Origin of the sequence: Streptomyces sp. SCL15-4 (genome assembly GCF_033366695.1) — a bacterium.
Lineage (GTDB): Bacteria > Actinomycetota > Actinomycetes > Streptomycetales > Streptomycetaceae > Streptomyces.
Window position 1 is genome coordinate 7,106,538 of sequence record NZ_JAOBTQ010000001.1, and the last position, 12,998, is coordinate 7,119,535.

Consider the following 12,998-nt stretch of genomic DNA (forward strand, 5'->3'; position numbering starts at 1 on the left):
GGGAGCCCCGCGTCCCGGCTGCCGCGCCGTCACCGTCCGGCGGGACCGGCCGCCCCGGCCGAGTGCTCCGGCGATGCCGGAGCCGGCGGCGCCGCAGACGTCGGGGGCGCGGAGGCGGACACGACGTCCACGTCACTGGCCCGGACGTACGCGAGGCGGTGCCCCAACTGGATCTCGTAGTACCTCTCCCGGCCCCACACCACCGGGTTGGGCGCGTCGGTGAAGGACTTGGGGGTGTAGGAGCTGCCGACGCCGGACTGCGTCACATAGCGCTGGCCCGCCTGGACGCTGTACGGCAGCGGGGACTCGTCCGGCTCGTCCACGTCGTCCGGATACGCCTCCTCCTCCGGGAGGGCGCGCCCGTACACCGGGATCTCGTCCAGACCCTCCTTCGGCGTGACCATGCGTCCGGCCGCGCCGACGGCGGTCGGACGGTTCCGGGGATTCTTGAACCAGGCTTTGTGGCCCTGGAACCAGATGGCCGTCCAGTCGCCGCTGCGGTCGGCGACCGCGAAGGTCTGACCGGCGGAGACGCGCGAGCCGAGGTCGTTGACGTCCCTGGTGGAGTCCTCGCCGTCCGGCTTGCGGCCCGGGTCCTGGATCAGCGGGGCGCGCTCGCTCGGCTCGGTGTATAGGCGGACGGCGCTGGAGCCGTGCGGCCGACACGGTGAACCGCTGCGGGCGCAGCCCGTGAACTCCGGCTGGTGTGTGGCGTAGTCGGGCAGGATGGTCACCATGTCACTGTCCGGTCCCGCCGTGGCCCGCAGCGGCGCGCCCAGGAGGTCGAAGTAGTGGCGCCAGTCCCAGAAGGGGCCGGGATCGTCGTGCATGTCGGGGATGCTGTCGGCGGTCGGGGCCGGCACGTTGTCGTGGCCGAAGATGTGCTGTCGGTCCAGCGGGATGGCGTACTTCTTCGCCAGGTACTTCACCAGGCGTGCCGAGGCCTGGTACATCCGCTCCGTGTACCAGGTGCCCGGCTGGGTGAGGAATCCCTCGTGCTCGATGCCGATGGAGCGGGCGTTCACGAACTGGCTGCCGGAGTGCCAGGCCTCGTCCTTGGTCTTGACGTGCTGGGTGACACGGCCGTCGCTGGAGCGGATCGAGTAGTGCCAGGACGACTCCGTGGGGTCCTGCACCGTCTGGAGCATGCTCGGCAGCTCCGCCTCGGTGTCGTGGATGACGATGTACTCGATCGGCTGGTCCCGGGGACGGTCGGCCAGGTCGTGGTTGCCGTACGCGCTGTCGTCGATCTCCTCGTACGGCGCGCCGAGCCAGTCACAGGCAAGTTCGGCGGGGCACTCGACGTCCTTCTGCCGCTGCGGACCCTTCGCGGTGGCGGGGCGGTGGCGCGGCCGGACACGGGGGGTGGCGGGGAGCGTGACCTCCTGTCCCTCGGCGGTGGTGCGGTGCGCGCCGCGGCGGATCAGGGCGAAGACATCGTCCGCGTAGGCGGCGGCCGACGTGACGTCGCGGGTGCCCGGGAAGCGCGCCACCGTCTCCCACCAGTCTCCCGGGTCGGCGCTGAGCGGTTTGCCGAGTTGTCGTTGCGTGGCCGCCAGGAGTGCGGCGCCGCCGCGTACGTTGGCGACGGCGTCCTTGCGCAGCCGTTCGGCCGGGACGTGGATCAGCCGTGCCGCGTGCGGCAGGTCCGCGGGCTGCACGGCGTGCCGGGACGAGGTGTCGGCGCCGTCCGCGGCGGCCGGCCCGGGGGCCGCGGCGCCGAGGCCGGTGTGGACGCCGTCCGCCGCCCGCGGGTCGGCGGAGGGGGACGGGGCCGTGACGAGGCCGGGGTCCAGCAGGTGCATCGGTCCGAAGCCGCCCGCCACGCTGGGCGCGCCGGGGTGGGAGTCCCAGCGTGACTGCAGGTAGGACACGCTCATGAGGACGCTGCGCGGCACCTGGAACTCGCGGGCGGCGTCCGTGAAGGCGTCCTGCAGCTGTCGGTCGGACGGATCGGCGCAGCCGGACATCGGGAGGATCAGCAGCGGTGGCAGCAGCACCGCCCCCGCGAACACACAGGCCGTACGGCGGCATCTCCGGACGGCACCGGGGACACGAGCAGCGACAGTTCTTCTCATTGCAGAGGTTCTCCCAACCACGCTCGTTCGCAACCAGGGCAGAGGAGTTGCCCGTCGCGCCACCCCTCGTACGTTTCCGTGCCCCGCGCGCCGTGTCGTGGCGAGCGTCACCGGGGTGGACCAGCGGCCCCCCAGAGGCCACCCGGTCGGCGGCAGTGACTCCGCTGCCCGGGGCAACCAAACGCGATCGCGAAGACCGCGGTCCGCGGCCACCCGTCCCCACCCGGACCGGTCACCCGGACACTCGGCCGCTCAGTCCTCGACCGGGTCGGGCCGCCAGTCGGGATGCCCCGGCATCGGCGGGGTGTGCGGACCGTACAGCCACGAGGTCAGGAACGGGCCGAGGTCCTCGCCCGCGACCCGGGAGGCGAGGGTGACGAAGTCCCGGGTGCCGGCCGCCCGGCCCCGGTAGACGGTCGCCCAGGCCCGCTCGATCCGGCCGAAGGTCTCCTCGCCGACCTTCTCCCGCAGCGCGAACAGCACCAGCGCCGAGCCGTCGTACCGCATCACCTTGAACAGCGTGGCGTCGGTGGGTTCGGCGGGCGCTCCGTCGTCGCGGCGCCACTGATCGTGCTGCTCGTACGCCGTCCTCATCACGGACTCCAGGTCGGCGCCGCCGTGCTCGCCGGAGTACAGGCGTTCGTAGAAACGGGCGTGACCCTCGCTCAGCCACAGGTCCGACCAGCGCCGGATGGCGACGCTGTCCCCCGTCCAGTGGTGCGTCAGCTCGTGCACGAGGTTGCGTTCGGCGTCGACCCGGTCGCCCAGCAGGTCGTCCCGGGGCAGGACGGAGAGCGACTGGGTCTCCAGCGCCACCGGCAGGTCGGTGTCCCCGACCAGCACGCCGTAGCGGGGGAACGGGTACGGGCCGAGCCGCTGTTCCAGCCAGGCCAGATGGTCCGGGGTGAGCGAGCGGTACTCCGCGGTGTCCGTGACCAGCCCGTCCGGCACCACGTCCCGGACGGGCAGCCCGCGCGGCCCCTCGCTGTCGACGAACGTGAACCTGCCGATGGCCAGCTGCACCAGCTGCGCCGCGATCGGCTGTTCGGAGTCGTACGTCCAGCGGGTGCGGCCGTCGGGGTGCCGGACGGTGCCGACGAGCCGGCCGTTGGCCACCGCGCTGAGCCCGGGAGGGGTCGTCACGCGGAACGTGACGGGCGCCCGCAGGCTGGGATGGTCGTTGGCCGGGAAGATCATCCGGGCGCCGTCGGGCTGTGCGCAGATCACCGTCCCGTCGGACGTGGGCACCCAGCCGTAGTCCTGGATCGCGTCGTCGCGGTGGCGTTGCCGCGCCGGGTCGGCGGTGTACGCGACGCGGACGGTGAACGCGCCGCCGCGGGGGATCGGCTCGGCGGGGGTGACGACGAGTTCGTCACCGTGGCGTTCGGCGGCGGCCGGTGCCCCGTCGACGGTGACGCGGTGCAGCGTGTTGCCCGCGAAGTCCAGGTCGAAGCGGGACAGGGCCTGGGTGGCGGTGGCGTCGATGGTGGCGCCGGCCCGGAAGGGCGTGCGGGGCGCGAGCCAGTCGAAGTCGAGCGTGTAGCGGCGGACGGTGTAGCCGCCGTTGCCGGCGAGCGGCATGAGCGGGTCGCCGATGCCCGGCGCGCCGGGCGACGGGGCCGGAACGGCGGCGGCATCGGGTGCGGAGGCGCCGCGACGCGGGTGCGGGCCCGGCCCGGCGGACAGGGCGGTGGCGGTGACGACGACGGCCGCCGTGAGCGCGGCGGCCCCGACGAGCGCGCGGACGAGCCGGCGGCGCCGTGCCGGCGGCGGCGTGCCCGCTCTCCTCGCCGCGGCCGACGCCTTCACCGCGGGAGTCCATGGGCGGTGGGAGGTGCAGGGCGTCCGGCGACGGGACCGGCGGTCGTGATCTCCATGCCCGCACTATGCCAGTAAGGTGCGCTTATATAACTAAATGTCACTTCTCTGGGTGCCCGTGTGGCGTTCCGGGACGGCCGTCGTCATCCCGCCGGTCCGCGCGAGGCGTCATTGCGGGACGGGCCGTCCCCCCGTAGAACACGGGCCATGGGAAGAAAGTTAGTCATGTCCATGCTCGCGGGAGCGACCCTCCTGGTGAGCGCGCTCTTCGGCACCGCTACGCCCTCCGCCCGGGCGGCGGACGTGCCCGCCGAGTTCGGCACCGACTGGCACGACCCGGTGACCGCGGCCCCGCCCGTCCACCGGCCGCACACCCGCTCGTGCCGGGTCACGCTCGCCGACGCGCGGTTCCGCGACTTCACGCCCTACCGCGGCACCTACGCGCCGCCCGAGGGCTGCGGCGACCGCTGGAGCAAGGTCGTCCTGCGCCTCGACGGCAAGGTGAAGGGCCGTCAGTACGACCGGCTCGGCTATCTGCGCGTCGGCGGCGTCGAGGTCCTGCGCACCTCCACTCCGGAGCCCTCGCCTGACGGCATCGAGTGGCACGCCGAGAAGGACGTCACCCGCTACAGCGAGACCTTGCGCGCCGCCCGGGACGTCGAGATGCTGATCGGCAACGTGGTGGACGACACCTACACCGGTGTCATCGACGTGCGCGTCACCCTGACCTTCTATGCGGGACGTCCCGCGACTCCCGTGCCCGACCGCGTCCTCACGCTCGACGAGACGTCCGCCGGTACGACGCTCACCACGCCGCGCAACAGCGAACGGATCGTCGCCGAGGTGTACGCGACGGGTTCGGGTGGCGGCTGCGAGGAGTTCTGGTACCTGACCGTCGCCGACCCGGCGCCGTACTCCTGCAAGGCCGGCCACGGCCCGAACCGCGAGGTGCGGATCAGCGTCGACGGCCGGCTCGCCGGCATCGCGGCGCCGTTCCCGCACGTGTGGACGGGCGGCTGGTCCAACCCGTTCCTCTGGTACGTCCTCCCGGCCCCGCGCGCCTTCGACGTCCGGCCCGTCGAGTACGACCTCACGCCCTTCGCCGGCCTGCTCAACGACGGCCGCCCGCACCGCGTCGAGGTGTCCGTGGCCGGGGTGCCGACGGGGCAGCCGGGGTGGAGCACGCCGGTGAACGTGCTGGTCTGGCGGGACCCGCACCGGGCCCACGTCCCCGGCGCGCTCACCGCGGACACGGGCACCGACCCGGCGAACTCCTCGGTGTACACGCCCGGCCGGGAGCACCGGGTGGAGACCGGGGCGGGGCACCGGCTCACCGTCTCCGGGTACCTGGACACCTCTCACGGACGCGTGACCACCACCGTCACCCGGGCGCTCGCCCACACCTCCGTCCACCGCTGGACCGACGGCGAGACCACGGACGCACTCGACGCCTCCTGGAGCGACGACGAGTGGGTCCGGACCACCGGTCACGGCCCCGCGCGGACGACGCGCACACACCGGACCTACGTCATGAACGGCGCCGTCACCCTCGGCCCGGACGACCGGCTGCGCACCGTGCTCGCCCTCGGCGACCGGGCGTCGGCGGTGACGCGCGAGGGCGGCCGGCGCATCGCGTGGTCACGGCTGGACGACACCTACGCCGGCGACGCCGCGTACACCCTCGACGTCCCGCGCGACCAGCGGCACGCGGTCGGCACCTCGACCGAGCGCTACCGCCTCCTCGGCCCGGCCGGCTGCTACGACCGCTCGCTGACCACGGTCCAGGGCGTGCTGACGGAGGACCGCGACCGCTGCTGAGCCCGGCCCACGGCAGTGGCCCCGCTTCCCGGGCGGGTCCTCCCGGGGTGCGGGCCTCGGGGCGGGGGCCACTGCCGAAGGGGTCAGCAGCGCGGCGCGGCGTCCCCGTCGATCAGTGTGTCCAGCAGTACGCCGAGTACCTGACGCTCCTTCTCCGTCAGCGGCGCCAGTATCTCCTCGGCCGCCGAACGGCGGGCGCCGCGCAGTTCGCGCAGGGTCGCGCGGCCCTCGTCCGTCAGCTCGATCCGGGTCACGCGCCGGTTCGCCGGGTCCGGCGCCCGCCGTACCTTGCCGCTCGCCTCCAGCCCGTCGACCAGCGTCGTCACCGCGCGGGGCACCACTTCCAGCCGCTCGGCCAGGTCGGCCATGCGCGGCGGCGAGGGGTAGTGCGCGAGGGTGCGCAGCAGCCGGGACTGCGCCGGGGTGACGCCCAGGTCACGCTGTTCCAGATGGTGTTTCTGGATGCGGTGCACCCGGCGGGTGAGCCGCAGCAACTGCTCGGCGAGCGCGCTGTCCGCATCAGGGGTGGTCATGCGGGAACAATATCAGGATGCCGTTCATTGTGAGTATAGGTAACAATGAGCTACGATCAGTCAGGCATCGTCGGTGCCGTAGGCCGGCGCCCGTTTCCCCTCCGTAGGAGCCCATGCATCCCGACCGTGAACCCTCCTGGACCCCACCTGCCGACGCCGGCGAGCAGCCCCGGCAGGTGCGCCGCATCCTGCGGCTCTTCCGTCCCTACCGCGGGCGCCTCGCCATCGTCGGGCTGCTCGTCGGCGCCTCCTCGCTCGTCTCGGTGGCCACGCCGTTCCTGCTGCGGGAGACGCTCGACGTCGCCATCCCCGAGGGCCGCACGGGTCTGCTGAGCCTGCTCGCGCTCGGCATGATCCTCAGCGCCGTCCTGGCCGGCGTCTTCGGCGTGCTCCAGACGCTGATCTCGACGACCGTCGGCCAGCGGGTCATGCACGATCTGCGCACGGCGGTCTACGGCCGGCTCCAGCGCATGTCGCTCGCCTTCTTCACCCGCACCCGCACCGGCGAGGTGCAGTCCCGCATCGCCAACGACATCGGCGGCATGCAGGCCACCGTCACCTCCACCGCCACCTCCCTGGTCTCCAACGTCACCAGCGTGGTCGCCACGGTCGTCGCGATGGTCGCGCTGGACTGGCGGCTGACGATCGTCTCGCTCGTCCTGCTGCCGGCGTTCGTCTGGATCAGCCGCCGCGTCGGCAACGAACGCAAGAAGATCACCACCCAGCGGCAGAAACAGATGGCCGCGATGGCGGCCACCGTCACCGAGTCGCTCTCGGTCAGCGGCATCCTGCTCGGCCGCACCATGGGCCGTTCCGACTCGCTGACCGCGTCCTTCGCCGCGGAGTCCGACCGCCTGGTCGACCTCGAGGTCAGAGCGAACATGGCCGGGCGCTGGCGCATGGCCGTGATCACGATCGTGATGGCCGCCATGCCCGCCGTCATCTACTGGACCGCCGGCCTCGCCCTCCGGTTCGGCGGCCCCGAGGTCTCCCTCGGCACCATCGTCGCCTTCGTCTCGCTCCAGCAGGGCCTGTTCCGCCCGGCCGTGAGCCTGCTCGCGACCGGCGTCCAGATCCAGACCTCCCTGGCGCTCTTCCAGCGCATCTTCGAGTACCTGGACCTGCCGGTCGACATCACCGAGCGCGAGCGACCGGTCCGCCTCGACACGGTCAAGGGCGAAGTCCGCTTCGAGGACGTCGAGTTCCGCTACGACGACAAGGGCGGCCCCGTCCTCGACGGCGTCGACATCACCGTGCCGGCCGGCGGCAGCCTCGCCGTCGTCGGTCCCACCGGCGCCGGCAAGTCCACGCTCGGCTATCTGGTGCCGCGCCTGTACGACGTCACCGGCGGCCGGGTCACGCTGGACGGAGTGGACGTCCGCGACCTCGACTTCGACACGCTCGCCCGCGCGGTCGGCGTCGTCTCCCAGGAGACCTACCTCTTCCACGCCTCGGTCGCCGACAACCTGCGCTTCGCCAAGCCGGACGCCACCGACGCGGAACTGCACGCGGCGGCCGCTGCCGCGCAGATCCACGAGCACATCACGGCACTGCCCGACGGCTACGACACGGTCGTGGGCGAACGCGGCCACCGCTTCTCCGGCGGCGAGAAGCAGCGCCTGGCCATAGCCCGCACCATCCTGCGCGATCCGCCGGTCCTCATCCTGGACGAGGCGACCAGTGCGCTCGACACCCGCACGGAGGCCGCCGTCCAGCAGGCCATCGACGCGCTGTCGGCCGACCGCACCACGATCACCATCGCCCACCGGCTGTCCACCGTCCGCGGTGCCGACCAGATCGTGGTGCTGGACTCCGGACGCGTCGCCGAACGCGGCACGCACGAGGAACTCCTGGAGCGCGACGGCCGGTACGCGGCCCTGGTGCGCCGCGATGCGCGATTGCGACCGACAGACTGAACATATGCCAGGTTTATGACGATGTGCGTATTAACGTGCCCGCATGCAGACGAACACTCCGCCACGGAGCACGATCCGACTGACACGCCGGGGCAGACTCCTCACCATCGTGGCCGGCGCCGTCGCGGCCGGCACCGCCGTGGCGGTGCCGCTGCTGCTGCTCGCGAGCGACCGCGAGCAGACCAGGCCCGCCACACTGGTCATCCCGGAAGGCTGGCGCGCGAATCAGGTGTACGACGCGGTCGACAAGGCGCTCCGGCTGCCCCCGGGCAGCACCCGCAAGTCGCTCGGCAAGGCGGCGCTCAGACTGCCCGGCGAGGCCGAGGGCAACCCGGAGGGCTATCTCTTCCCGGCGACGTACCCGATCCCGGAAGGCGCGACCCCCGAGTCGCTGCTGCGCACCATGGTCGACACCGCCAACGACAAATACGGCCTCGCGCCGGTCACGGCGGGGGCCCAGCGCAACGCCATGAACCTCCACCAGGCCGTCACGGTCGCCAGCATCGTCCAGGCCGAGGCCGGCTCCAAGGCGGACATGGGCAAGATCGCCCGGGTCATCCTCAACCGGCTGGCCCGCGGGATGCCGCTGCAAATGGACTCGACGGTCAGCTACGCGCTCGACCACGACCCGGTCCAGGCCGGCAGCAGCGGCCAGGTGCAGAGCCCGTACAACTCCTATCAGCGCATGGGCCTGCCCCCGACCCCGATCGACAACCCCGGAGCGGACGCCATGCGCGCCGCCCTCAACCCCACGCCGGGCGACTGGCTCTACTTCGTCACGGTCCGGCCCGGGGACACCCGCTTCACCGCCGACTACGACGAGCACCTGCGGAACGTGGCCGAGTTCCACGCCGTCCACCAGAGCGCCGCACCGGCCTCGCCGGACGGCGGCGTGCCCTGGTCCTCGCCCTCCCCGGTCCCCGCGCAGCCCTCGGCCGGCTGAGCGGCGGAACGTCACGCGGCGAGGGGCTCGCCGTCGAGCAGCCGACGGATGTCCCGGACGGCCGCGCGTCCGGCCCGGTTGGCTCCGATGGTGCTGGCCGAGGGGCCGTAGCCGAGGAGATGCACCCGCGGATCGGCGACCGCGCGGGTGCCCTCCAGCCGGATGCCGCCGCCCGGCTCGCGCAGCCCGAGCGGCGCGAGATGGTCGAGCGCGGCCCGGAAACCGGTCGCCCACAGGATCACGTCGGCCGCGACCTTCCGCCCGTCCCGCCATTCCACGCCGTCCGGGGTGATCCGGTCGAACATGGGCAGCCGGTCCAGGACCCCGTCCGCGAGACCCCGCCGGATCGCGTCGTTCAGCGGCAGCCCGGTGACCGAGACCACACTGCGCGGCGGCAGCCCCCGGCGCACCCGCTCCTCCACCAGTGCGACGGCCGCGCGGCCCGCCTCCTCGTCGAACGGCCCCTCGCGGAAGACCGGGGGCCGCCGGGTGACCCAGGTGGTCGCGGCGGCGTACGGGGCCAGCTCCAGCAGGTGCTGGGTGCCCGACGCCCCACCGCCCACCACCACGACCCGCCGGCCGGCGAACTCCTCGGGACCCGCGTATCGCGCGGTGTGCAACTGCCGCCCGCGGAAGGTCTCCTGGCCGGGATAGCGCGGCCAGAACGGCCGGTCCCAGGTGCCGGTCGCATTGATCAGCGCCCGGGTCGCCCAGATGCCCTCCGACGTCTCCACGAGCAGCCGCCCCCCGGCGCCCTCGCGTACCGTGCGGACGTCCACGGGCCGCCGTACCCGCAGGTCGAACGCGCGCTCGTACCGGTCGAAGTACTCCCGGACCACCTCGGCCGAGGGCCGCGCCGGGTCGGCGTCCGTCAGCTCCATGCCGGGCAGCGCGTGCATCCCGTGCACCTTGCCGAACGTCAGCGAGGGCCACCGGAACTGCCAGGCGCCGCCGGGCCCGGGGGAGTGGTCGAGGACCGCGAAGTCGCGGCCCGGACCGGCACCGGACCGCCGCAGGTGATAGGCGGCGGACAGACCTGCCTGGCCCGCTCCCACGACGACGACCTCGACCTCGCGTGCTGCGTTCACGCCTGTTCCCAACAGGAACCGGCGCACGGATCTTCCCGGCGGTCCGGTTCCCGACCGGAGTCGTCAGTGCCTGGCCGGGGTCGTCGACGGCGGGAGTCCGCCGTTGTACCGACGGTCCACGAAGCCGCCGAAGCCGACCTTGTGCGGGATGAGCCCCAGCTCGGCGAAGGTGTCGGTGATCCGCTGCTCCGAGGCGACCAGCGGATCGTCGACGGCGACCGCGACGCGGGTGGAGTTCGTGCGCCGCACGGAGGCCAGCGCCACCTCGTACGGCAGACCGGTGTCTTCGGCCCACACCTTGGCCCACTCCTCCTGGTGGCCGTCCACCCAGTCCGTGGCCCGCCGCAGCCGTGCCAGGTAGTCCTTGATGGCGGCGGCCTTCTCGCGGTCCTTCAGCGCGGCGGGCGAGGCCACCTGGAAGGTGAGGCCGTTGGTGACGCCGTCCCCGGTGGTCAGCACCCGGCCCTGCTTCGCCTGGAGGATCTGCGAGGTGTACGGGTCCCAGACCGCCCAGGCGTCGACCTTGCCGGAGGTGAACGCGGCGAGCGCGTCGGCCGGCTGGAGGTACTTGACCTTGACGTCGGACAGGCCCAGTCCCGCCTTCTCGAGCGAGGCGACCAGTTGGTAGTGGGCGGACGAGCCCTGGGCGACGGCGACGGACCTGCCCTCGAGCTGCCGGGTTGCGGTCAGTTCCGAGCCGTTCGGCACCAGGATGGTGTCGCCCTTGGAGGTGCCGTGCCAGGCCGCCACGACGGTGATCTTCGAGCCGGCGCCGGCCGCGAAGACGGGCGGGGTGTTGCCGACGCCGCCTATGTCGACGGCCTTGGCGTTGACGGCCTCCAGCAGCGGCGGGCCGGAGGTGAACGTCGACCACTTGATCTTGTAGTGCAGGTTCTCCAGCTCACCGGCGGCCCGCAGGATGGCTTCCGAACCGCCTTTCTGGTCGCCGACGTCCAGCGTGACCGAGCCCGTTCCGTCGGTGTCGGTGCTCGCGGACGAGCTTCCGCCGCAGGCGGTGAGCAGCAGGGCGAAGGGCAGGAGCAGTGCGGCGGGGAGGAGTCGTCGTCGCATGGGGTTCCGTTCCGGTGCGAGGGCGCGAGGGCGCGAGGGTGCGAGGGTGCGAGGGTGCGAGGGTGCGAGGGTGCGGGGGCGCGAAGGTGGGCGCGGGCGCGGGGGTCAGGCGGTTTCGGGGGCGGTGTCGACGCCGAGGAGTCCGAGCAGCCGGGCGCGGAGCGCGGCGAACCGGGGATCGGTGATCTCGCGCGGCCGGTCGAGGCCGATGTGCTGTTCGTGGGCGATCCGGCCCTGGTCCATCACCAGGACGCGGTCGGCGAGCAGCACGGCCTCCTCGACGTCGTGCGTGACCAGCAGCACCGCGCAACCCCGGCGCTGCCACACCTCCCCGACCAGGCGCTGGGCCTTGATCCGGGTCAGCGCGTCGAGGGCGCCGAACGGCTCGTCGAGCAGCAGCAGATCGGGTTCGCGCACCAGGGCGCGGGCGAGGGAGGCGCGCTGGGCCTCGCCGCCGGACAGCGTCTTCGGCCAGGCGTCGACGCGGTGATCGAGACCGACCTCGTCCAACACCCGTTCGGCGACGGCTCGTCCGGGCCTGCCGGGCAGCCCGAGCAGGACGTTGCGCCACACCTTCTTCCAGGGCATGAGCCGGGGTGCCTGGAAGGCGACGGCCCGGCGGTGCGGGACCAGTGCCGTGCCCTCGATGTCCCGGTCCAGGCCCGCGAGGATGCGCAGCAGGGTCGACTTGCCGCAGCCGCTGCGGCCGAGCAGGGCCACGAACTCGCCGGGCGCGATGTCGAGTCGCAGGTCGTCGATGACCGCGCGGCCGTCGAAGGAGCGGGTCAGCCCCTCGACATGGACCGCGGGCGCGGTCATCGTCCGGTGAACGTCGGTCGCCATTGCAGCAGCAGCCTTTCGAGGGAGCGGACGACGAAGTCGGCGAGCAGGCCGAGGAAGGCGTAGACGATCAGGCAGACCACGATCACGTCGGTCCGCAGGAAGTCCCGCGCCTGGACCATCAGAAAGCCGATGCCGGCGTCGGCGTTGACCTGCTCGGCGAAGACGAGAGCGAGCCAGGCGATGCCGAGCGAGTAGCGCAGCCCGGTCAGCGCCCCGGGCAGCGCGCCCGGCAGGACGACGTGCCGTACCAGCCCCCACCGGGACAGTCCCAGTGACTCACCGGCCTCGACGAGCTGGGCGTCGACACCGCGGATGCCCGCGTAGACGTTGAGGTAGAGCGGGAAGGTGACGCCGAGCGTGATGATCGCGGTCTTCGGGGCCTCACCGATGCCGAACCAGATGATGAACAACGGGATGAGACCGACGAACGGCACCGTCCGCAGCATCTGCACCGGCGCGTCCACCAGGTCCTCGCCGATCCGGAACAGCCCCGCGACCAAGGCGAGTCCGGTGCCGGTCACCGTGCCGAACAGCAGGCCCAGCGCCACCCGCCGGAGCGAGGTCGCCATGGCCGACGGCAGCGAGCCGTCGCCGACCAGGTCCCAGCCGACCCGGGCGATCCGGCCGGGCGAGGCGAGCACGTCCGCCGTCAACAGCCCTGTGGCGCTGAGGAGTTGCCACAGGGCCAGGAGCAGGAGCGGGCCGGTGGCGCGGCGCAGCCAGCGGGGGATCCGGGTACGGCGGACGGAGACGGGGACGACGCGCTGGAGGTCGGGGGACGCGCTTCCGTCAGGATGTTCCGGTGTGGAGGTACCGGACGTGTCGGTTGATGGGGGATTGGGCGGGGCGTGGCTGATGCTCATGGACGCTCCGGAAAAGGAGACGGCTCC

The 12,998-nt window shown here is 72.8% G+C and carries 10 protein-coding genes; 3 read left to right on the forward strand and 7 right to left on the reverse strand.

What is annotated here, in order from left to right:
* Positions 1 to 29: 29 nt before the first annotated feature.
* Together SCK26_RS32020 and SCK26_RS32025 are read right to left on the reverse strand one after the other, a co-directional pair.
* A complete protein-coding gene (locus tag SCK26_RS32020; protein ID WP_318204829.1) occupies positions 30 to 2,015 on the reverse strand; it encodes a peptidoglycan recognition family protein in 1,986 nt (661 codons plus the stop codon).
* Between the two features lie 315 nt (positions 2,016 to 2,330).
* Positions 2,331 to 3,887 carry a M1 family metallopeptidase gene (locus tag SCK26_RS32025; protein ID WP_318204830.1) on the reverse strand — a complete coding sequence of 519 codons (1,557 nt, stop codon included), beginning with the start codon at positions 3,885 to 3,887 and terminating at the stop codon, positions 2,331 to 2,333.
* Positions 3,888 to 4,103: 216 nt separating this feature from the next.
* Here SCK26_RS32025 and SCK26_RS32030 point away from each other — a divergent pair, with 216 nt between their 5' ends.
* Positions 4,104 to 5,714, forward strand: a complete 1,611-nt coding sequence (locus SCK26_RS32030) for a peptide-N4-asparagine amidase (RefSeq protein WP_318204831.1) — start codon at positions 4,104 to 4,106, stop codon at positions 5,712 to 5,714.
* Between the two features lie 83 nt (positions 5,715 to 5,797).
* On the opposite strand, the gene SCK26_RS32035 is transcribed toward SCK26_RS32030, so the two are convergent.
* Positions 5,798 to 6,247 carry a MarR family winged helix-turn-helix transcriptional regulator gene (locus SCK26_RS32035; protein ID WP_318204832.1) on the reverse strand — a complete coding sequence of 150 codons (450 nt, stop codon included), beginning with the start codon at positions 6,245 to 6,247 and terminating at the stop codon, positions 5,798 to 5,800.
* Between the two features lie 113 nt (positions 6,248 to 6,360).
* Here SCK26_RS32035 and SCK26_RS32040 point away from each other — a divergent pair, with 113 nt between their 5' ends.
* Both SCK26_RS32040 and mltG read left to right on the forward strand, forming a co-directional pair.
* Positions 6,361 to 8,163 carry an ABC transporter ATP-binding protein gene (locus SCK26_RS32040; protein ID WP_318204833.1) on the forward strand — a complete coding sequence of 601 codons (1,803 nt, stop codon included), beginning with the start codon at positions 6,361 to 6,363 and terminating at the stop codon, positions 8,161 to 8,163.
* A gap of 43 nt (positions 8,164 to 8,206) precedes the next feature.
* Complete coding sequence (gene mltG / locus SCK26_RS32045; protein ID WP_318204834.1) at positions 8,207 to 9,106, forward strand: endolytic transglycosylase MltG; 900 nt, start codon at positions 8,207 to 8,209, stop codon at positions 9,104 to 9,106.
* A gap of 11 nt (positions 9,107 to 9,117) precedes the next feature.
* Here mltG and SCK26_RS32050 read toward each other — a convergent pair whose 3' ends face one another.
* From SCK26_RS32050 to SCK26_RS32065, 4 genes are all read right to left on the reverse strand, one after another.
* Positions 9,118 to 10,194 carry an NAD(P)-binding domain-containing protein gene (locus tag SCK26_RS32050; protein WP_318204835.1) on the reverse strand — a complete coding sequence of 359 codons (1,077 nt, stop codon included), beginning with the start codon at positions 10,192 to 10,194 and terminating at the stop codon, positions 9,118 to 9,120.
* 63 nt (positions 10,195 to 10,257) lie between these two features.
* Complete coding sequence (locus tag SCK26_RS32055) at positions 10,258 to 11,265, reverse strand: ABC transporter substrate-binding protein (RefSeq protein WP_318204836.1); 1,008 nt, start codon at positions 11,263 to 11,265, stop codon at positions 10,258 to 10,260.
* 105 nt (positions 11,266 to 11,370) lie between these two features.
* On the reverse strand, positions 11,371 to 12,108 hold the full coding sequence (locus tag SCK26_RS32060; RefSeq protein ID WP_318204837.1) for an ABC transporter ATP-binding protein: 738 nt from the start codon (positions 12,106 to 12,108) through the stop codon (positions 11,371 to 11,373).
* Complete coding sequence (locus tag SCK26_RS32065; protein ID WP_318204838.1) at positions 12,081 to 12,971, reverse strand: ABC transporter permease; 891 nt, start codon at positions 12,969 to 12,971, stop codon at positions 12,081 to 12,083. The genes SCK26_RS32060 and SCK26_RS32065 overlap by 28 nt, the downstream gene beginning before the upstream one ends.
* Positions 12,972 to 12,998: the final 27 nt, after the last annotated feature.

Coding starts and splice junctions, on each gene's coding strand:
- SCK26_RS32035 (WP_318204832.1), bottom strand. CDS start 6,247: ATGACCACCCCTGATGCGGACAGCGCGCTCGCCGAGCAGTTGCTGCGG.
- SCK26_RS32060 (WP_318204837.1), bottom strand. CDS start 12,108: ATGGCGACCGACGTTCACCGGACGATGACCGCGCCCGCGGTCCATGTC.
- mltG (WP_318204834.1), top strand. CDS start 8,207: ATGCAGACGAACACTCCGCCACGGAGCACGATCCGACTGACACGCCGG.
- SCK26_RS32055 (WP_318204836.1), bottom strand. CDS start 11,265: ATGCGACGACGACTCCTCCCCGCCGCACTGCTCCTGCCCTTCGCCCTG.
- SCK26_RS32040 (WP_318204833.1), top strand. CDS start 6,361: ATGCATCCCGACCGTGAACCCTCCTGGACCCCACCTGCCGACGCCGGC.
- SCK26_RS32065 (WP_318204838.1), bottom strand. CDS start 12,971: ATGAGCATCAGCCACGCCCCGCCCAATCCCCCATCAACCGACACGTCC.
- SCK26_RS32030 (WP_318204831.1), top strand. CDS start 4,104: ATGGGAAGAAAGTTAGTCATGTCCATGCTCGCGGGAGCGACCCTCCTG.